This is a genomic window from Sphingomonas sp. BL-S-28, from assembly GCF_055521515.1.
Genome location: NZ_CM145483.1, coordinates 347,821 through 367,291, shown reverse-complemented (window position 1 = coordinate 367,291; position 19,471 = coordinate 347,821). Strand labels below are relative to the sequence as shown.

The window sequence follows — 19,471 nt, the reverse complement described above, 5'->3', positions numbered from 1 at the left end:
AATATGGATGCCGACCAATGCGGGCGCGGCGTCGTCGCAACGCAGAAGAACTGCCTTTTATGATTTTTCTGTTCTCGGGGTCACTGTCGCGTCGCCCTTCGAGTAGTAGCTCAAAGTTCAGCCTCTAGCGGTCGCCAGATCGACAGCCTGTTTCAGATCTTGCTGGCCGAATGGTTTGCCAAGCTTGATCATGCGCGATGGTGCACCGGCCGGTAGCTCGGCATAACCGCTCGCAAGAATGATCGGCAGATCAGGCAGCAGATCGATGGCTAGATCGGCCAGTTGGGTTCCAGTCATGTTCGGCATGGCCTGATCGGTGATCATCAGGTCCACATCGGGTATTTTCTGGAGAAGTTCAAGCGCCCGTTGGCCGGAATGTGCCTCGAAGACTTCATGTCCCAGGTCTTCCAGCATTGCAGCGGTGTTCATCAGGATCAGGCCGTCGTCGTCGACCGCGAGCACCTTCAGCTTTCTCGTCTCAGTAGGGATAGCGCGAACCGGAGCGATGGGTGCGGGCGCCTCCAAATGTGGCGTAGTAACGGGAACCCACAGCGTTGCTACCGTTCCTTGGCCGGGCGCACTCTCGATTACGAAGCCCCCGCCAAGTTGCTTGGCAAATCCGTGAATCATCGAGAGGCCCAGCCCCGTCCCCTTCCCCACGCCCTTGGTCGTGAAGAAGGGCTCCGTCGCGCGGGAAAGCGTATCGGCATCCATGCCATGCCCGGTGTCGACAACGGAGAGGGTCACGAACGATCCCGCCCCCGCCTCGCTCAACTCTCCATCGGTCAGCACCTTTTGCCCGGCCTCGATCCGCACCGCGCCACCTGCAGGCATGGCATCGCGGGCATTCACCACGAGATTGAGCAGCGCCATTTCGAGTTGGTTGGTGTCGACCAGAACTGGCGGTAAATCGTCAGGTATGGCCAGTTCGAGCTGCCATTGCGGGCCAAGCGTCCGTTCGATGAGGTCGCGGAAGCCAAAGACCAGGGTGCGGACATCGACATGTTCGGTGACGAGATCCTGCCGGCGGGCGAAAGCCAGCATTCGCTGGGTAAGCGCTGCCCCTCGGCGCGCGCCCTGCTCGGCGTTGTCGATCAGGCGGGCTGCGGTTTCATCGAGAGGAACGCGCTTTCGCAGCAGTTCCAGACTGCTGGATATCGCCATCAGCAAATTGTTGAAATCGTGCGCGATGCCGCCGGTCAGTTGGCCGATGGCCTCCATTTTCTGGGCCTGGCGCAACGCGTCTTCCGCGCGGTGCCGCGTGGCGACTTCCTGTTCGACCCGCGTTTCCAGAGTGTCGTTCAATTCACGCAGCGCGGCTTCCTGCTCCTTGGCGGCAGTGACATCGTAGATCACGCCGACCAGCCGATAGCCTGCCCCTTCCCGGAAAACTTCCCCGCGCCGGGCTATCCACCTGTGGCCGCCATCGTCGCGGCGAGCGATCTGGAATTCCGCATCGAACCCATCCTCGACGATGCTGTCGTCAGGCCCGGGAATGAGCCGTTCCCGCGTATCGAGGTGCACGCTGTTGATCGTCTGCACGGGTAGAATGGGCGCGGGGTGCAGCCCCAGTAGCCGGCAGAACTCGTCGGAGACCGTCGCCGTGGCAAAACCGTCCATGTACTCGAAGGTGCCGATACCGCCTGCAGACTGGGCAATCCGCAGCCTTTCTTCGGTGCGCTTGCGTTCGGTCACGTCGACGAGCAGTCCAGTGAACCTGATCGGTTCATCGCTGTCGCTGGTCAGGCCTTGCCCGCGGGCGTGGACCCACAGGGTCGCCCCATCGGGCGCGACGACCCTGAATTCCTTGGAAAAGAACTCAGCGCCCGCAAGAATGCCGGCAACCGCTATGCGAACCCGGGCGCGGTCTTCGGGATGGACCGCCTTGAAGAATGCGCTGGGGGGCAGACCCACCATACCCGCTTCGGGATCGATGCCGTAAAGCTCCGCAAAGCCCGCATCGACGGTCAAGCGGTCGGCAACGATATCCCAATCCCAAGTGCCGCTGGCACCAGGGGCAACCGAAAGCAGGCTGATCGCGGGTTCGTTCATTATTCCCCAATATCCTCGCCGACCACGCGCTCGATAAATTCACCCAGCAGATCCTTCAGCGTCGCGAGCGAAGGAAGGTCCATTATCATGGCAATATACCCGCGAATGTCCCGGCGGCGGACGGCAAAGTCGATGTAGAGGAACAGGACGAGCCCCTCCCCCTCGCCATGATCAGTGGTCTCGAAAAGGCTCGCACCTGTGCCGCGCAGCACTTCCGGAATGGTCATCGTCAGCGACCGCTTGAGCATGTTGGCCATCGTCGCCAGACAGGAATTGAGGATGACATTGCCGGTTTCGGCAAGCGCCTCGTTCTCCATTTCCAGAACGTCTTCCGGTGAAAGCGCGTCGCCGGTAACCGCTCGTACCAGTTCAAGGCTGTTCGTCTCGGGGAAGATAAGGAGTGCCCGGCCGGAAAATGGGCCGGAAAAGTCCTGCCGCACGGCCACCAGGTCGCTGACCTCGCGCTCACTGATGAGGCGGGCCGCGCGCTGCTGGTTCACGATCTCGATCGAGGGGACCGAAAGCAGAACCTGATCGCCGATCATCTTGCGCAGGCTAGAGGCAGCCCGACTAACGCCGATGTTGACGATCTCCGTCAGTGCATCGCGCTCAAGCTCGGCCAGGACAATGGCGTCAGGCGTCATGCCCGTTTTGCCCGGAAACGCAGGGCCGCGCCGGAAAGGAACGGCTCAAGCGCATCGGCGGTTACCGGCTTGGGAACGAAGCCCGCGCCGATCTCTCTCGCCCGCGCGACTATCTCGTCCTGAATGTTCGCTGTGATGATGGCGATAGGCATGTCGGGGAGGAGAACGCGCAACTCGCTCGCTAGTTCTAGTCCATCCTTCTCCGTCATGTTAAAATCTATCAGCGCCAGATCGGGCGCCGTTTCCTCGATGATCTCAAGAGCCTGAGCAGCGCTTCCGGCCTCTACCTTTTTCCATTCGGGCTGGAGTTCGGCCAGCGCCTTTCCGGCGACGATCCGCGCCAGCTTGCTGTCATCTACGATCAATACGGTAACGGACATATGCAACTCCGGGATGGCCGCCTTAGGCGGACCTGTCAGTTATGAAAATTGCCATCGTCGGCGCCGTGGGAAGCCAGAGGGGAAAGCAGACCGGCGGCCAGGGGGCACTCTGCGGGCAGATTGAGGATCGCCGGGCGGAGCGCAAACAGAATCTGGACCACGGCAAAGTGCATCCGCGTGGCCCCGGATAGATCCACTGGGCCGCGGCGCTGCGTTTCGAGCGCGCTGAGCAAGGCTTCGGCATCTTCGGCGGAGCATCGCCCTTCCAGTACGATGCGATCGTCTCCAAGCCTGACCGTCACGCCACCAGCTCCGGTATGTCGAGGACGATGAGGACATCGCCGTCGGGTGTCAGCGCGGATCCCATGACCCCGCGCATCGCCGCAAGTATTCCGCTCGACGGTCGCAGCACGGTATCGATCCGCTCCCCGAAACCATCGACTTGCAACGCGACATCCTCCCCGTTCATTCGGGTGACGACTAGCCGGGCATGCGCACTCTCGCAGGCCTCGGCGTCCAGCAAATTGCCGAGATGAAGCACCGGGATCGTCCTGTCGCGCAGAACGCAGGCCAGCCCGCCACCCACCGGAAGCAAGGCGGTTCGATCGATCCGAACGGTTTCGACCACCTGTTCGAGCGAGAGCCCATAACGCTCGGCCGCCACTTCGACGACCAGCAAGCCGGTGGTAAGCGCATTACCCGGCAGATGAATGTGAAAATCGGTGCCAATGCCGATCCGGCTGCGGACTTCGATAGTGCCCCGCAGAGCGGTGACCGCATTCTGCACGACATCCATTCCCACGCCGCGCCCAGAAACTTGCGAGACCGTTGCCGCCGTCGAGAAACCGGGTGCGAAGATCAGCCGTAATGCCTCGCAGTCGTCCAGTGTTTCGGCGCGTTCGGCCGCGACAAGGCCCCGGTCGACGGCCGTGCTCCGGATCGCTGCCGCGTTTATCCCGGCACCGTCGTCGCTGAGCGTGACCGCGATCCTGTCGCCCTCACGCCGAAACGACAATGCGACGCCTCCGCGCTCGTCCTTCCCGGCCGCGCGCCGAATGTCCGGCGCTTCGATGCCGTGGTCGACGGCATTGCGCACCAGATGGAGCAGCGGTTCGAAAAGGCTGTCCGCGATCTGCTTGTCGACTTCCAGACCATCGCCGGTGATGGTGAGTTGGATACGCTTCCCCAAGCTCTCGGCGATTTCGCGCGCCATGCGCGGGAGACGCCGAAGCGCGGGTTCTAGCGGAACCATCCGCACCGCGCCGAGATCGCTGCGCAGCCTGCCGCTGGCACGCTCGATAGCCAGTTGAGCGCCGCGCAGCCGCGCGCCCAGCGCAGGATCCAGCCGCACGGCTTCTTCCGCAATGGGCCCCAGAGCGTTGATCGCCACAATCAGATCGCCCAATCCATCAGCCAGTAGGTCCAGCCGTCGCCCCTCCACGCGCAAGTAGGATCCGGTGGCTGACGGTTCGGACGCCAGTAGGTCCGCTGCAGGAGTACCCGACGCCACATGACCATGCGCGACCGGAATTGGCGCTAAGCTGACCTGCCCGGGTACAAGGCGAAACGCGCTGCGGAGCGCATCCTCAGGCGCGGCGCTCAAGCCTTCGAGCACGCTGAAGCACGAAAACGGCTCAAGCTCGGAAATATCCGGCCAGTCGGCATCGGCTGGCAGCACCGTCAGCGCGACAAGCTCGGGCACACCTTCCAGAACGGCCAGCGGATCCTCGCCGCGAAAGAAGCAATCTGCATCGGGTGTATAGCGGAAGGCGACCAAGGGACCGGCAGCGCCCGCAATCGCCGCGCTTTCGCGAGTTCGCAGCGTCTCGACCCACTCGGCCCCGCCATCGCTCGTTCCCACTGGCGCCAGTGGCGCATGAGCCCCCCCAACCGGCAACCGTGCCACTGCCGCTCGGCCCATGTCTTCCGCATCGTCCGGCAATCGGCCGACGCGCTCCATGTCGTCGATCCAGCGATCAGTCTGGTCGATGCATCCCAGCAGCCCTGCAATCGTGTCTTCGCTCAGCACACCGGGCTCTTTGCGCGCCCTATCGAGCAGATCCTCGGCGGCATGTAGCATCCGCTCCGCCGGAAGCAGCGAAAAGACGGCAACCGATCCCTTCAGGGTGTGGACTGTGCGAAAGGCGCTGTCGATGTGGGAACTGCTGGACGGATCCCGCGCGAGCGCAGCCAGGTCTTTCCCGGCCTGCGCAACAAGTTCGCGCCCCTCGATCAGGAACTGTTCGAGCATGTCGTCCATCAATCGCGACGATAGACTATTGCGTCGGGAAGGCGAGTGAGCGTGAAGCGGTTGGAAATCCGCCCCATCGATTCGCTATGCCCAAGGCACACAAAACCGCCCGGATTCAGGCAATCGTGGATATTGTCAGCCGCGACCAGCCGCGCCGCATCGTCGAAATAGATTAGCAGATTGCGGCAGAGGATCACGTCGAACTTGCCCTGACGGGCCATGTCCGCCGGATCAACGATGTTTGCACTCGTGAACCGCACGGATTCGCGAATATCCTGAATGATGCGGCGCCGGTGTCCGTGCTCGGACTCGAAATAGGATTGCTTAACCGCCTGCGGAAGCCGGGCCAAAGAACGTTCGGCGAAGTGTCCTTCGCGCGCCCTCGCCAGTGCATGCGTGTCTATATCCGATCCGACGATCTCGATGTTGTAGGCATCCACCAGAGCCCAGTTTTCAAGCAACCAAAGCGCAATCGAGTAAGGCTCCTCCCCCGTGGAGCACGGCAGCGACCATATGCGAACCAGATCGCCGGGCCGCCGTACCCGAACCAGCTCGGGAAGAATATCGTTCGAAAGGGCGGCCAATTGCTGCTCCTCGCGGTAGAAATAGGTCTCGTTGATCGTGAAGGCGTTGATCAGCGCCTCACGTTCTTCAAGGTGGGTGCCTAGCAAGGCGATGTAACCGGCGGCGCTTGAAACTCCGTTGCGGTGCATACGGTCGGCAATCCGGCGCTCGATATAGTACCGCTTGTTTTCCCCGAAGACCATTCCGGTCCAACGATACAGAAGCTCACCGACACGGGCGATTTCTCCCGCGGTCAGCGAAACCGTCGGCTGCGGATTTGCGCGCTCGTCAGGCACTGAGAAGTCGTTTCGACAATTCGGCGGCAATATCGTCCAGCGGGCAGACGCATGACGCGGCGCTGCGCGCCACCAGAGCACCCGGCATTCCCCAGATTACCGCCGTACTCTCCGCCTCCGCAATGGTTTGGCCGCCCATGGCGTGCAATGTGCTCATGGCCGAGGCTCCATCTGACCCCATACCAGTCATTAAGACGCCAATCAGCTTTTCCGGCGCGACCACGCGCATGGCGCTTTCGACCAGACGGTCGACGCTGGGATGCCAGAAATATGCGGCACTGGACGGCGCCGGCATGGCCACGAGTTTTCCGCCTCGGCGAGACAGAATAAGGTCGGCATCGCCCTTGCCGATATAGGCGTTGCCCGGTGCAAGGGGCGTGGTTTGGGTCACCTCATGAACCGCAAGACCGCCAATGCGATCGAGCCTTCGCGCCAAGGGCCCTGTAAAGCTGCCGGGCATATGCTGCGCGATCACTACCGGCCAAGGGAAAGCCTCGGCCAAGTCGCCAAGCAGGACATCCAGCGCCTGAGGGCCGCCGGTGGAGCAACCCACCAACACCACGCCGGCCTGGGACAGATGCTCCGAAGGAGTGGAAACAGGGGGCGAAACGGACCGCGATCCTGTCACCTTGCGAGTGATGGCGCCGGCAGATGGATTCGCCTGCTTGCCGGCGTGCAGAGCCCGAACTCTTTCCCGCAAGCGCAATGCGCGCGGGACATGCGCCTTCGCAGCGGCCCGCACTTTGTCCACCAGCGCGTCCGCTATCGCGTCGATCTCCAGTGAGAGTGCGCCGCGCGGCTTCGCGACGAAATCGACCGCCCCCAGGCTCATGGCCTCAAGCGTCTCTTCGGCGCCCTCGCTGGTGAGTGAGGAGACCATGACGACGGGTGTCGGGCGCAGCACCATGATGCGGTCGAGACAGGTCAGCCCGTCCATATCGTGCATGTGAACGTCGAGCGTGATCACGTCCGGCGCGAAGTCCGTAAGCATCTGCAGCGCCTCCGTCCCGCCGCGCGCCGTCGCCACTTCGAACTCGCCGGTCGATCCGAAGATATCGCTGAGCAGGCGCCGAATAAGCGCGGAATCGTCGACGACCAGCAATCGCGTCACGGTCAGGCCTTCGCAGCCTTTGCGCTCAAACCGGCAAGAAGATCGCGTTCCGCCCGGTCCAGCAGCGCCTGCGGATCGACGATCAGCACTAGATCCTCGCTGGTCGCCAATTGAGCGACCCGGTCGAAAATCCGCGCCTCCTCACTGCCGAGATCGGGAGCCTCGCGAATGTTCGCCTCTGCAATTTCGATCACTTCCGACACGGCATCGACGATAAAGCCCGCAGTGAGCGTGCCGATGCGGACGACGATGACGCGCGGCTTGTCCCCAGCCACCGCTTCCGCGCCGTTGAAGCGCCGAACCTGATCGATCACCGGAATCACTTCGCCGCGCACGCTCATCAGGCCTTTCACGAAGGCAGGCGCCTTGGGCAAAGGAGCGAGGCGTTCCGGCAAGGAGCTGATTTCCTGCACTTCGCGCACCGGCAAGGCGAAGCGGTCGCACCCGATGCGGAACAGCACGAAGCGTTCCCCTTGCGCCATGGTCTGGCCGCCGTTCATCTCGTCTTGGTCCCCGGAAGCGGTTTGGTGCAGCCTTGCGGTGATATCTTCGCGCAGCAACTGATCGCAGGAAAGCACCGACAGCAATCGGGTTCCTTGGTCCATCCGGCAAATGGCCTGAATCTGCGCTTCACCTCCGCGCTTGAGGGCCTGCGGGACAAGGTCGATCTGCCTCTCCGACACTCGCTCTATGGCTTTCATGGCTTCTACGACGAGCCCGACTTGGTGACCGCCCACATGCACGATCACGACACGCGCCGCTTGCGACCTATCCCGCGCGCGAAGCCCCAGCAGCGCCGACAGCGACAGCAGCGGCAGAACTTCACCGCGCAGAGGCATCGTACCCACCACGGCTGCGTCCGCATGCGGCATGAGCGTTATCTCGGCGGGAAGCCGGCGAATTTCCACCACCGAATCCAGGGGAAGCGCGAAATCCTGCCCTCCGGCCAGAAACGTGACCAGCGCATGGGTTTCGCCGTCATCAGCTCTATCGGCGGTTTCCGCCTGATCCTGACCGATTGGCGCAGCACGCTGCCGGGTGCCCTGCGGGCGCCTCTCCGGCACGGCACGCTTCATCAGGGCAGCAAGGTCCAACCTCGACACTTCCGGGGGGGCATCATCCCCCACCACCTTCGCAACGGCCGTGACGGCAAGACCAACCGGCCCGTCCAGATCGGCCACGATGATCGGCCCGACCTCTGCATCCGCCTCGCCCAGCAGGCGCGCCACCGAAAGCACAGGAACCACCGTCCCGCGCAGGTTGGCAAGCCCGAGCAGCGCGGCAGGCCCATGCGGCACACGTGAGAGGCGGCTGGGCGGCGCGATTTCCCGCACGAGTGACGCCGGCAATCCCAGGCGACGCTCGCCCACGCTGAATGTCAGCGTTCGGCCCGTCAGGGCAGATACCTCCTCCACCGGCTCAAACGTCCCCAGTGGCAAGCACGGACGCGATGGAGGCAATGTCTTCGATCGCCGCTGCCAGCGATTCCGCGCCCTGAGCTTGCTGGCGCGCGGCGGAGCTTGCTTCTCTGGCGGCAACGGCCGCCAGATCGGCAGCCTGGGCGATCTGGTCCGTGCCGCTTTTGACTTCGCGCACCGATCGCAACATGTCTTCGGCTCCGGCAAGGATCGCGCCGTTCACATTGCGGACTTCGTTCAGTTCCTGCGTGACCAGCGAAAAGCGATCGATAATCGCCCGGTTGCGCCCGATTTCGGTCTCCGCCGCACCGAGAACCTGTTCGAAATCGCGGCGGACAGTGGATATCTGGTCCTGTATCTGCAGCGCGGTTTCCTTCGTGCGTTCCGCACTCACGGCAGCTTCGCGCGACAGCTTGCGGATATCGGCCGACACGGTCGCGAACCCGCGCCCCGCCTCGCCGGAGCGCGTTGCCTCCACCGCGCCACTGACAGCGAGCATGCTCGTCTGAACAGCGATCAGCGAAAGATTGTCCGCCATGCGCTCGATCCGGCGGGTCGCCTCAGCCAGCGTGCCGTAAAGCCCGAGTACACCGCTCACGTCGCTGAGCGCAGCACCCACGCCCTCCGCCAAGCGCTGGACCATTTGCTCACTGTCCTGAACCGAGCCGACGATGCCGTCGATGGCCGTATCGGCGATCTGCGCGCGAGATTGCGCAATCTCAGCGGCGCGTTCGATCTGCGCCATGGCGGCATTGGCCTGGACAGTGGCCGAAGCCTGGATGTGCGTGCCGCGACCGATCTGCTCCAGCGCGACCAGGATCTGGCCCGAAGCGCCGGACAATTCCTGGATGGTCGCCGAAAGTTGTTCCGCGGCGGCCGCCACGTCCACGGCGGCGCCGCCGACATCGCCAGCCTGCAATCGCGCGGTCAGATCACCCAGCGCGTCCGCGGTCTGCTGGCTTTCGTCCAGCGAGGTGCTTTGCTGCTCGACCGCCTGCTGCGCCTCCGCCGCCGCTGCGGACTGTTCCTCCGCCGTGCGCGCGATCTGTTCGGCGCCTCGTCCAGCCTCGCCGGCAGCGCGTTCTGCCTCCACGGCGTTTTCGAGAATTTCCTGTGCCCCGAGGGCCAGCGCCTGAAGGTTTTCGGACGCCGATCGCAGCCGCGCCACAACCTGATGGCCGGACTGGGCTTCGCTGCTCGCGGCAGTGGAAGAAGATCGCACACGCTCCGCGATCCGCACCACTTCCTCACCGATGCCGGACGCCAGCGCGCGAACCTCATTCGCGCGCGCTTCGGAATCTTCTGCCAGCAACCGGACTTCGTCGGCCACTATGGAAAAGCCCGCGCCGCCATCGCCGGCCCGCGCCGCCTCGATCGCCGCGTTCAGCGCCAGAAGGCTGGTCTGATCCGAAACATCGACCACACTCGCCCCGATGTCCGCGATACGGGCCGCCGCCTCCTCAAGCGCCATCATTGACCCTGCGGTGGCAAGCTGACGCTGTGCACTCAGTTCGATGGCGGAAACCGAGGCGGTGATCTGGGCACTGATATCGGCAAAGCCGCCCTGCACCGCCTCAGCCTTGCGCTTTGACTCCTCGGCCCGAATGCGCGCCTCGCGGAAACCGGATCCCAGTGCCGCAATCAGGCCCAGCGACTCCTGCGCCGCACCGGCAGCCTCCTCCGCACCGCTGGAAATCTGGTCCATCGCCATTTGCAGCTCTGACGATGCCGCCGATGCTTCGGCGAGGCTGCTGGCCAGTTCCTGCGCCGCCTCATCGATGCGATCGACGGCCGAGACCGGCTTCGCCTTGGCCCGGCGGCGCGACTGGGGCGCAGTTTTGGTCAGCGCCGGTGGATGCGGCACCGCAGCGGGTGCGGGCGATTTGGTGCGGGATCCGAGGGTCGATTTCTTCACCAGCGCCATGGGTTCTCTCGATTCTGTGTCAACGCAAGAGGGCTTACGCCATGCAACCGGCGCCCGCTAGTGCCCCACAGCCCGACGATCGAGCGGACAGATCCGCCAGTGAAACGACCGCGCCGGGCAGCGCGTCCAGAGCGACGAGGCGAACCGCTGGGGGAACGCCAACACCTCCCGGAAGCTTTCATTGGAAAGCTGGTCGGAGTTCCCGCGTGCCGGCTCTGTCACTTCTCAGGAGATGTTCGCATGCCCTCCCCAAAGGACGACCGCAGCCCCGCCGTAAACAACGCTCTCGACAAATTCCCGGCCGGCTCCGGTCGGAGCGAGAGCAAGACCACCGCGGGAAATGGGGGCGAACTGCATCATGAGGTGGTCGGCGTGGGCAGCGATCCCGCAGCGTACCTGACGGACAATTTCGGCCATCGCATTTCAGAAAATCAGAACAGCCTTCGTGCCGGGGCACGCGGCCCGTCACTGCTGGAAGACTTCGTTTTGCGTGAGAAGATCTTCCATTTCGATCACGAGCGCATTCCCGAACGCATCGTCCATGCGCGCGGGTCCGGCGCGCACGGCGTGTTCGAATGCACCAAGGCGATACCGGAACTGACCAAGGCATCGATCTTCCAGAAAAAGGGCGCGACCTGCCCGGTCTTCGTCCGCTTCTCGACCGTCGCCGGGGGCGCCGGATCGGTGGATACACCCCGCGACGTGCGCGGCTTTGCGGTGAAATTCTACACCGATACCGGCAATTGGGATCTGGTCGGCAACAACATCCCGGTTTTCTTCATCCAGGACGCCATCAAGTTCCCGGACCTGATCCACTCGGTGAAAATGGAGGCCGATCGCGGCTATCCGCAGGCCGCGTCGGCCCATGACACGTTCTGGGATTTCATCTCACTGATGCCCGAAGCGTTGCACATGGTCATGTGGGCGATGTCGGACCGCGCGATCCCGCGTTCCTTGCGTATGATGGAGGGGTTCGGCGTGCATACTTTCCGCTTCGTGAACGAGAGCGGCGAAAGCAAATTCGTGAAGTTCCACTGGCGCCCGGTGCTGGGCATGGAAGCACTGGTCTGGGATGAGGCTGTGAAGATCGCCGGAGCCGATCCCGATTTCCACCGCCGCGACTTGTTCGAGGCGATTGCCGGCGGAAACCATCCGGCCTGGGACCTGGGTGTGCAAGTGTTCGATGAAGATTGGGCCGCGAAGCAGCCCTACGACGTGCTGGATGCCACCAAGCTGATCCCCGAAGAGGATGTTCCTCTGGACATCGTCGGCAGGCTAACGCTCGATCGCAATGTCGACAATTTCTTCGCCGAGACCGAGCAAGTTGCCTTCCTGCCCAGCAATGTGATCCCGGGCATCGATTTCACCAACGACCCGCTGCTTCAGGGACGTCTGTTTTCCTATCTGGACACGCAGAAGTCGCGCCTCGGCACCACCAATTTCCACCAGATCCCGATCAACGCGCCCAAGTGCCCGTTCCACAATTTCCAGCGCGACGGGCTGATGCAGACCATGGTCCCGACCGGACGGGCCAACTACGAACCCAACAGTCTGGCAGAGGCCGGTGAGGATGCCGGCCCGCGCGCCGATCCGGAAACCGGCTTCACCACCTTTCCGCAAAATGCGGAGCGCAACGATCCGGCAGAGAAGCTGCGAATCCGATCGGAACTCTTCGCCGATCACTACAGCCAGGCGGCCCTGTTCTATCACTCGCAGACCGAGAACGAGCAGGCGCATATCGCTTCGGCCATCGTGTTCGAGCTGTCGAAAGTCGCCATCCCGCACATCCGCGAGCGCGTGGTTGCCCGCCTGCGCAATGTCGATGAGGATCTGGCCAAGCGCATTGCCGAAGGGCTTGCCATCGGCCTTCCCGCAAAAGCCAAGCCGGCGCGCGAACCGGTTGCGATGAAGCCGTCCGATGCCCTCTCCATCCAGAAGAACGCGCTCGATACGCTGGAGGGGCGCAAGATCGGCATCCTGTTTGCCGAAGGGTCGGACAAGGCCGCTATCGAAAAGCTGAAGGCGCAGATCGAGAAGGCAGGCGGCACGCCGTTTCTCGTCGCGCCAAAGGTGGGCGGCATTGCCGTCAAGGGCGGCACGCTGGAGGCCGATGGCCAGTTGGCGGGCTCCCCCTCGGTCGTGTTCGATGCGGTTGCCTCGATCCTGATGCCGGACGCGGCCGAGAAGCTGGCCTCTCAAGGCGCGGCGGTGCAGTGGTTCATGGACGCTTACGGGCATTGCAAGACGATTGCCCACTGCCCGGGCACCCAAGTGATCCTCGACAAGGCTGGCGTCGAGAAAGACGACGGCGTCGTCCCGGTGGAAGATTTCGCGAAAGTCGGTGCGAAGCGGCACTGGTCGCGCGAGGCGACGGTGCGCGATCTGGCGTGAGCGCGTCCATCCCGCTTACCGAGGCGAGGGACCTCAGAACCGGTAGAGTGCCATGGCGCGACACCGAATGGAGCCCTCCCCACTCCGGTCCGCTGCCAGCGGCGCATGTCGACGTTGCGATACTGGGCAGCGGGATCATGGGCTCGATCCTTGCCGAGCGGCTGTCTGGCAGCGGACGGGCTGTAGCCATCTGCGATCGGCGCGCACCTGCCACCGGCAGCACCGCTGCTTCCACCGCGCAGATCATGTGGGCCATGGACGTCCCTTTGATCTCGTTATCCAACGAACTGGGTGAGGACGAGGCGGCGCGGCGGTGGAAGCGGGTGTTTGCCGCCGTCGAACGTTTCGGCAAGCATCTCGATGGATTTGGGCAACCTGTGAAGCGAGACGCGCCGACGCTCTATCTGGCTGGCGATCTCCTGGATCCGGACGGTCTTGAAGCGGAAGCCAATCTCCACCGGCAGCATGGCCTTCCCTCGGATTTTCTCCCGGCCGCCGCAGTTGCGGAGCGTTTCGGTACGGTCCCGCGATCCGGCATCGTTTCTACCGGCACTTATGCCATCGACCCAGTCCGGACCTGTCACGCTCTGCTGGCCCGCGCGCAGAAGCACGGCTGCACCTTGACCTATCCGGTGGATGTCGTCGCCCTTCACCGCTCTGCCCAGGGCGTGGAACTGGAGTTGGCGGACGGCCGCAGCTTCACCGCAAGCGACGTGATCCTCGCCACCGGATATGAGCGCGCGCGCCTGTTCCTTCCGCCAGCCTTCGCCCTCCTCTCCACTTACGTCATCGCTACCAGACCCGGCACCGCGCCGCTATGGAAAGAGGACGCCATGATCTGGGAGGCGAGCGATCCCTATCTCTACGTCCGATCCTGCGGCGAAGGTCGGATTATCGCCGGCGGCGAAGATGTGGAGATTTCCGAATCCGAAGCGCGCGACGATTTGCTGCAAGGCAAAGCAGGCCGGATCGCCGCCCGACTGGCGGCGACGCTGGGCCGCGAAAAGATAGTTTGGGACTGCGCTTGGACGGCCACCTTCGGCAGTTCGCCCGATGGATTGCCGGCCATCGGACCCGCGCAATCGATGGAGCATGTCTGGATCGCCGCAGGCTTCGGCGGCAATGGCATAGCCTTCGCGGCACTTGCCGCCGAAATTCTCGAAGCCTCGCTCGATGGTTCTCCGGATCGGGATGCCGAAGGCTTCGATCCTTATCGGTTCCGTGAATGATGCTCTTCCGCTCGCCAACGCAAAAGCGCCGCCCCATCCGAAGATGGCGGCGGCGCCTCTGACCGGCAGACCTGTTTCAGGCCGCCGGACTCAACCTGTCAGGCTCAGGGCTTTTCGGAACCCGGCGCACCCGACTTGGGCGCTTTGCCATCTTCGATCCGCCCTTCGTTGCGGAGATCGCGGCCTTCCTGCGCCTTTTGCTGGCTCTTGGCGGACTTGCCGTGCTCGTAGGCTTCTTCCTTCACGTAGCCGGCCGCTTCCTTGATTTCACCCTTGATGCTCATCGATGTTCTCCTGTGATTTTGCCATGCCTGGCTCATGCAAAGAAAGCGCGCGAAAGTGGCATAAGCTCCCGTCCCCGGAGCGTTTTCGCCTGCCGCTGGGACGGAGCGTTGCCCGCACGCGGCAGATGCGCATTGCGTTCATCCGAGCGGAACCGCCGATTTCGCCACCAGCCGCGCAACGTAATCTAGCTTGCCGACGATCGCGGCAGAGAGGTGAAATGGAAAGAGGATCGGCTGCCCCATCGCCCGGTCCATGGCGTTCATGCTGAACGACAGAGGGGCCGTCATTTCTGCAAGCTGCACCGCATCGGCCGCGTAAGGATCGAACCCCGGCGACGGCGACCGGTCCGCCCACTCGTCGATCGACGAAAGGGAGAGCGCCCCCCAGCCGTGGCCAACACGTCCACGATGTGAAGGTAGTGGGCAAAGGTCTCCGCAAAGTCCTCCCAGGGGTGCGAGGTTGCATAGTAGCTGACGAAATCGTCGGTCCAGACTTTGCCAACGCCTTCGGCGTACTGGGCCTGGAGGCTTGCCTGATAGTCGGCCCTTTCGTCCCCGAAGACCGCCCTGAACGCTTCAACTTCATCTGGGTCGCTGCCGACGAGGCGGGACCAGAAATGGTGCCCCACTTCGTGCCGGAAATGGCCCAGCAGCGTACAATAAGGTTCGCCCATCGCGTGCCGGATGCGCTCCCGTTCGGCATCGTCGGCCTCCACAAGATTGAGCGTGATCACGCCGCCATCGTGGCCGGTAAGCACTTCCGGCATTCCCGCCTCTTCCGCAGCGCGATCGTACAGGAAATCGAAGGCCAGCCCCTGCCCGCCGCACGGCGCGTCTGCCTTGGTCTCCAAGGGCAATCGCAATTTAAGCAGCGTATGGACAGCCTTCGCTTGGCTTCCTCGATACGCGCCCATCGCGCCGGCACAGAGGGTTCGGAGAGGTCGGGAATCGTGCGATTGTGGCGGCGGGCGCGGCACAGCGCAGTGGGCGCATCATTCTCCACCAGCCAGTTGCAGATCTGGAAATCGTCGTCGTTGGCGCAAACGACCACTTCGGCGTCCGCGCCGGTTCCATCGCGCCACCGGGTCGCATTGTCGGCCAGAAAGCGGAACATATCCGCCGCCGGATCGCATCCCAGCGTAGCGGAACAATCGGGACACAGCCGCGCCTCGAAATGAAGTAGGCGGCTGCAATTCGGACATGGGAATTCCCGCCAGCGGTTACGCATCGAACGGCTGCCTCATGCGTTGCCTCCTCAGATGCAAACAGATGAGGATAGCCCCAATGACATGGTCTCTTGCAGAGCTTTCCAATAAAATGAAGGACATCGACTTCGCCATGCTCGCGACGCATACAACGGGCGGAGCGATCGCGGCGCGGCCAATGAGCAACAACCGCAAGGTCGACTACGATGGCACGGCCTGGTTCTTCACCGAGGAGAGCTCGCTGATGGTGGCCGATATTGAGGCCGATCCCAAAATCACGCTGTCCTATCAAGGCAAGTCGGGGTTGCTCGGCCAGCGCCCGTTCTTCCTCGCCGTCGAAGGCCATGCAAGGCTGATCCGCGACAAAGCCGCACTTGCCGCACATTGGACGGACGGCCTTGTCCGATGGTGGCCGGAGGGACCGGAGACGCCCGGCCTCGTCCTGATCGAAGCACAAGGTGAGCGTGCCCATTACTGGGACGGGGAGGAAGAAGGCGAAATCGTTCTGGGAACTGCATCGTCATGACCCCGCTCTCGGACGCTCACACGGCCGTTTCGACGCTCGCCGGCCGCAAGGCGATCATCTCCGGTGGGACGACCGGGATCGGTCGGGCCATTGCGGTCCTGTTGGCCAGTGAGGGCGCTGAAGTCTTCATTTGCGGCCGTTCGTCCGAGCACCTCGCCGACGCGCTCGCAAGAATAGGCGAAGTCGGCAAGGGCAGCGGCATCGCGCTCGATCTTGCCGAACCTGGGCAACTGGACCGCTTTTTTGGCGAAGCCCGAAGCTACCTCGGCACTCCCGATGTCGTGATCGTTAATGCCGCCATTCCCGCCCAAGCGCTCTCCAAGATGTCCGCTGACGAAATTCGCTACGCGGTGGAAGTCGATTTCACCGCTTACATCCTCAGCGCAAAGGCCGCGCAGGAGATATTGGCCGACAAGGGCGATATCGTGTTGATTGGCTCGATGTCGGCGCATGTTCTGGGACCGGGATCAACGGTCTATGCCGGAATGAAAGCAGGCATTGCCGGCTTTGCCGAGGCCCTTCGCCGCGAACTCGGTCCCAAGGGAATAAAGGTGGGTCTGGTTGAGCCTGGAAAGACCGGTGCGGACTTCCAGTATCCCGACATTCCGGCGGAGAAACAACGCGCCATGATTGCGGAGGAAACGATGCTCCGCGCCGAAGATATCGCGGTAGGCGTCCACTACCTGCTTACTCAGCCGAGACGAGCCGTGGTCCAACAGATAACTATAGCGCCCCGCGAACAGGCGCAGGAATGATCGAGGGAAGCTGGTCTAGCGCTAGTCGAAGCGTGCGACTTGATAACAGCGAAGGTTCAGTCGCGGGAAACGGGTTATTGCCGTCCACCGCCGGGGGGGATGCAATCTATCAGGCGGCACGAGAGGAGACCCCTCGCTGCCAACATAAGCTGCGCCCATTCTCGCTAGACGCTTTCTTGTTCCAACGGCGCAGCGGGCCCTTTGCAGTAGGCCGCTGCGCCGCAGAATCCGCAACTTCAAGCTATGGCCGGCGGTTCAGCGCTTGCGCCTCGACCGGGTCCAACGCGTTTCACGGCACCCTTCGGCCTCGACCGAAAAAGAAGCCAAGGACCAGGATCACGACTGCAACAAGCAGGAAGACCTTGGCAAGGCTGGCGGAAAGACCTGCTACACCGCCAAATCCCAGAAGCGCTGCAATGAGTGCAACAACGGCAAAAATGATGGCCCAGCGAAACATGAGGCCTCTCCCTACATACAAACGCCGCGTCGACCATTTCGAGCAGCTCTATTCTGAAACATTCCACCTATCCCGATGTTCCGCGAGCAGCTGGAATGACCGTCGGCAAGGCATTTCAACTTGTAAGGTTCCTGTTTGCGTTCGGCGCCATCCCGAGCCCGCTGTGATCGGCGCGCGACTATCGCGAGGCGTTTGGCCGCCGAGGATGCGACCGATTGACGTGTTTGACGAATTTGTTTGCCCTGAGGAAAGCCGGACAAGAGTCCTAACAGTCTGGCGCAGCGATCCAACAGATTGACATGGCAATCGTAAATGACGGGATCAAATCCTCGGCGGTGCGCATTTCATCCATTCACGATTCAGGATGAAAGCCGATCATGATCCGTTCAATCCTTATCGGTCTTGTGGCCGGACAACGTGGCATATCCCCGCTAGCCTCGATCGCTCTTGGAACGCGCCGCAGGGCTATTCCGTCGGCCCTTCCCCTGCAGGCGCTGTTAAAGAATCCTATTGTTGCGGCAGGAACGGCGGCCTTGGCTGCTGCAGAGATGGCCGGCGACAAGATAAAATCGGCCCCGGATCGCATTGTGCCTATAGGATTGGTCGTGCGTTCAGTCACCGCTGCATATGCCGGGGCTGCGCTTGCCCCCCGCGGAAGCCGCGCGGCAGGTGCGATCGTAGCGTCGGCGACCGCACTGGTGTCTTCGTACATTGGCTGGCGGCTGCGGTGCGCGGCGATGCGGCGCTACGGGCAGACGGCAACCGGCTTCGTTGAAGATGCCATAGTCCTTGGTTCCGGCATTCTCGTGGCAAACCCTGATCTGATCGCGGGACCGAAGATCGGCGGATTACTCACTCGACATATTCGCAATGCCGGAGCCTAACGTTTCGATCGATGCCCGGGGATCGTTCGAGATTAATTTGAGGAGAGGAATGATGAGCCCCGACAACGAAAGAATAGAGGTTCCAAAAGAGGATGCCCGCGCCGGAACAACACTCGGAGTTGTCCGGTATGTGCTACTTATCAGCTTGATCCTAGTGGTCGCTGCCCTGTCAATGATCTGGATCGTACGCGCCGTTCAAGCCCCCAAGGATACAGGCAGCATCAACGATACCCGCCAAGCGGTAGAACAGGGTTACGCGGCACCGCAAGATCAACCCGGGATGCAAAGCCCAACGCCGCCGGCAGACTGAGCCGATCTGCGAATTTGCCCGTCCCGAGAGCCAGACGGTTTCGTCGCGTTGAAAGGGCGATCGAGACCCTTAAGCCGTATCAGCCTCCGGACCGCTTGCGTCGCGTTTCCCAACCTTTCTTGGCGGCCGCAGATCGATCGGAAAGCTCTGCGAATTCCCGCCAATGCGAGCTCCTTTCTTGGACGCCGCGTGGTTTTCCTTCTTTCCCCGAGCTGACCCGGATTTTTACCGCCGCCGGACTCCTTGTTGACCGTTGCCCAGGCCCGTCGTTCGGCCTCTTTGTGCCCGGCTCCGCGGTTTTCATAGCATTCTTCGATATGTTCGGCTTTGCGCTTTTGCTTATCCGTTTAGCTGGATTTGTCACCTCGCGGCGCAGCCTCTCTCCTTTGACAAACGTTCTTATGCGTCAGGAATTCGCCTCAAAACGCTTCGTGAGCAGCTTCGACACGCACAACTGCCGAAAGGGCAGAGTTTAGGGCTCGTAACCGAAGCTGAGCGCACAATGAAACCGGTTCAGGAAGTTGCCTTCGACGAATGCAAGCCGAATACCCTTCTCGCCGGCATCATCTTTTTCGGCCGACTTCCCGAATATTTCCCGGCGGAGCCGGTCCATCCTTGGGTCTACGCGCGCTCTCGTCGTCTTTGTTCGGCGCCGTCGCTGGTGCTGGCGGATCACCCTCGACGGCCGGAGTTCGGATCATCTCGTTCTCTACCTCGTGGTTCTTGGGCCGCGATCGGCTTTCGCTCATGGTGCATCTCCTTCAAAGCGTGACACTCGGCACCTGCATGT

20 protein-coding genes and 2 pseudogenes are annotated in these 19,471 nt (G+C 62.6%); 7 read left to right on the top strand and 15 right to left on the bottom strand.

The features are described from left to right. Window positions 1–117: 117 nt before the first annotated feature. Genes ACZ1JC_RS01655 through ACZ1JC_RS01615 form a run of 9 tightly spaced genes read right to left on the bottom strand, consistent with a single transcriptional unit; the run spans window position 118 to window position 10,640 of the window. Window positions 118–2,052 (bottom strand): hybrid sensor histidine kinase/response regulator, encoded by a 1,935-nt coding sequence (locus ACZ1JC_RS01655; RefSeq protein ID WP_465139644.1) that lies wholly within the window; start codon window positions 2,050–2,052, stop codon window positions 118–120. Beyond that, window positions 2,052–2,696, bottom strand: coding sequence for a chemotaxis protein CheX (locus ACZ1JC_RS01650; protein ID WP_465139645.1), 645 nt, complete (start codon window positions 2,694–2,696; stop codon window positions 2,052–2,054). The genes ACZ1JC_RS01655 and ACZ1JC_RS01650 overlap by 1 nt, the downstream gene beginning before the upstream one ends. Then, window positions 2,693–3,076, bottom strand: coding sequence for a response regulator transcription factor (locus ACZ1JC_RS01645; protein ID WP_465139646.1), 384 nt, complete (start codon window positions 3,074–3,076; stop codon window positions 2,693–2,695). The genes ACZ1JC_RS01650 and ACZ1JC_RS01645 overlap by 4 nt, the downstream gene beginning before the upstream one ends. Window positions 3,077–3,111: 35 nt before the next feature. Beyond that, window positions 3,112–3,378 (bottom strand): hypothetical protein, encoded by a 267-nt coding sequence (locus ACZ1JC_RS01640; RefSeq protein ID WP_465139647.1) that lies wholly within the window; start codon window positions 3,376–3,378, stop codon window positions 3,112–3,114. After that, on the bottom strand, window positions 3,375–5,336 hold the full coding sequence (locus ACZ1JC_RS01635) for a chemotaxis protein CheA (RefSeq protein ID WP_465139648.1): 1,962 nt from the start codon (window positions 5,334–5,336) through the stop codon (window positions 3,375–3,377). The genes ACZ1JC_RS01640 and ACZ1JC_RS01635 overlap by 4 nt, the downstream gene beginning before the upstream one ends. Next, entirely contained in the window at window positions 5,336–6,187 is an 852-nt protein-coding gene (locus ACZ1JC_RS01630) for a CheR family methyltransferase (protein ID WP_465139649.1), read from the bottom strand. Before ACZ1JC_RS01630 ends, ACZ1JC_RS01635 begins: the two co-directional genes overlap by 1 nt. After that, window positions 6,180–7,298, bottom strand: coding sequence for a chemotaxis-specific protein-glutamate methyltransferase CheB (gene cheB, locus ACZ1JC_RS01625; RefSeq protein ID WP_465139650.1), 1,119 nt, complete (start codon window positions 7,296–7,298; stop codon window positions 6,180–6,182). Before cheB ends, ACZ1JC_RS01630 begins: the two co-directional genes overlap by 8 nt. Before the next feature lie 2 nt (window positions 7,299–7,300). After that, entirely contained in the window at window positions 7,301–8,713 is a 1,413-nt protein-coding gene (locus ACZ1JC_RS01620) for a chemotaxis protein CheW (RefSeq protein ID WP_465139651.1), read from the bottom strand. A gap of 4 nt (window positions 8,714–8,717) precedes the next feature. Next, the gene (locus ACZ1JC_RS01615; RefSeq protein WP_465139652.1) at window positions 8,718–10,640 is read right to left on the bottom strand and encodes a methyl-accepting chemotaxis protein; all 1,923 of its coding nucleotides are present in this window, start codon (window positions 10,638–10,640) and stop codon (window positions 8,718–8,720) included. Window positions 10,641–10,880: 240 nt separating this feature from the next. On the opposite strand from ACZ1JC_RS01615, the gene ACZ1JC_RS01610 reads away from it, so the two are divergent. Together ACZ1JC_RS01610 and ACZ1JC_RS01605 are read left to right on the top strand one after the other, a co-directional pair. Next, window positions 10,881–13,031: a catalase gene (locus tag ACZ1JC_RS01610; RefSeq protein ID WP_465139653.1), complete on the top strand. Its 2,151-nt coding sequence runs from the start codon at window positions 10,881–10,883 to the stop codon at window positions 13,029–13,031. Further along, entirely contained in the window at window positions 13,028–14,260 is a 1,233-nt protein-coding gene (locus tag ACZ1JC_RS01605; protein ID WP_465139654.1) for an NAD(P)/FAD-dependent oxidoreductase, read from the top strand. Before ACZ1JC_RS01610 ends, ACZ1JC_RS01605 begins: the two co-directional genes overlap by 4 nt. 104 nt (window positions 14,261–14,364) lie before the next feature. On the opposite strand, the gene ACZ1JC_RS01600 is transcribed toward ACZ1JC_RS01605, so the two are convergent. The 4 genes and pseudogenes from ACZ1JC_RS01600 to ACZ1JC_RS01585 all read right to left on the bottom strand — a co-directional run. Then, entirely contained in the window at window positions 14,365–14,544 is a 180-nt protein-coding gene (locus ACZ1JC_RS01600; RefSeq protein ID WP_465139655.1) for a hypothetical protein, read from the bottom strand. Between the two features lie 138 nt (window positions 14,545–14,682). Continuing rightward, complete coding sequence (locus ACZ1JC_RS01595) at window positions 14,683–14,832, bottom strand: putative zinc-binding metallopeptidase (protein WP_465139656.1); 150 nt, start codon at window positions 14,830–14,832, stop codon at window positions 14,683–14,685. Then, window positions 14,829–15,395, bottom strand: a complete 567-nt coding sequence (locus ACZ1JC_RS01590) for a putative zinc-binding metallopeptidase (protein WP_465139657.1) — start codon at window positions 15,393–15,395, stop codon at window positions 14,829–14,831. Before ACZ1JC_RS01590 ends, ACZ1JC_RS01595 begins: the two co-directional genes overlap by 4 nt. 143 nt (window positions 15,396–15,538) lie before the next feature. Further along, window positions 15,539–15,772: pseudogene (locus ACZ1JC_RS01585) on the bottom strand (zinc-ribbon domain-containing protein); the annotation flags it as partial. Window positions 15,773–15,828: 56 nt separating this feature from the next. Here ACZ1JC_RS01585 and ACZ1JC_RS01580 point away from each other — a divergent pair. Together ACZ1JC_RS01580 and ACZ1JC_RS01575 are read left to right on the top strand one after the other, a co-directional pair. Next, on the top strand, window positions 15,829–16,275 hold the full coding sequence (locus ACZ1JC_RS01580) for a pyridoxamine 5'-phosphate oxidase family protein (RefSeq protein WP_465139658.1): 447 nt from the start codon (window positions 15,829–15,831) through the stop codon (window positions 16,273–16,275). Then, window positions 16,272–17,030: an SDR family oxidoreductase gene (locus ACZ1JC_RS01575; protein WP_465139659.1), complete on the top strand. Its 759-nt coding sequence runs from the start codon at window positions 16,272–16,274 to the stop codon at window positions 17,028–17,030. The genes ACZ1JC_RS01580 and ACZ1JC_RS01575 overlap by 4 nt, the downstream gene beginning before the upstream one ends. A gap of 289 nt (window positions 17,031–17,319) precedes the next feature. Here the strand turns inward: ACZ1JC_RS01575 and ACZ1JC_RS01570 are convergent, their stop codons facing one another. After that, window positions 17,320–17,487, bottom strand: coding sequence for a DUF1328 domain-containing protein (locus ACZ1JC_RS01570; RefSeq protein ID WP_207080913.1), 168 nt, complete (start codon window positions 17,485–17,487; stop codon window positions 17,320–17,322). Window positions 17,488–17,864: 377 nt separating this feature from the next. Between ACZ1JC_RS01570 and ACZ1JC_RS01565 the strand changes: the two genes are divergently transcribed. Both ACZ1JC_RS01565 and ACZ1JC_RS01560 read left to right on the top strand, forming a co-directional pair. Then, on the top strand, window positions 17,865–18,371 hold the full coding sequence (locus ACZ1JC_RS01565; RefSeq protein ID WP_465139660.1) for a DUF4126 domain-containing protein: 507 nt from the start codon (window positions 17,865–17,867) through the stop codon (window positions 18,369–18,371). 49 nt (window positions 18,372–18,420) lie between these two features. Then, window positions 18,421–18,681 carry a hypothetical protein gene (locus ACZ1JC_RS01560; RefSeq protein ID WP_465169057.1) on the top strand — a complete coding sequence of 87 codons (261 nt, stop codon included), beginning with the start codon at window positions 18,421–18,423 and terminating at the stop codon, window positions 18,679–18,681. Window positions 18,682–18,760: 79 nt separating this feature from the next. On the opposite strand, the pseudogene ACZ1JC_RS01555 reads toward ACZ1JC_RS01560, so the two are convergent. Next, window positions 18,761–18,998 (bottom strand): annotated as a pseudogene (locus tag ACZ1JC_RS01555) (plasmid stabilization protein). A gap of 185 nt (window positions 18,999–19,183) precedes the next feature. On the opposite strand from ACZ1JC_RS01555, the gene ACZ1JC_RS01550 reads away from it, so the two are divergent. Then, a complete protein-coding gene (locus ACZ1JC_RS01550; RefSeq protein WP_465139662.1) occupies window positions 19,184–19,453 on the top strand; it encodes a hypothetical protein in 270 nt (89 codons plus the stop codon). The last annotated feature ends 18 nt before the right edge of the window (window positions 19,454–19,471 follow it).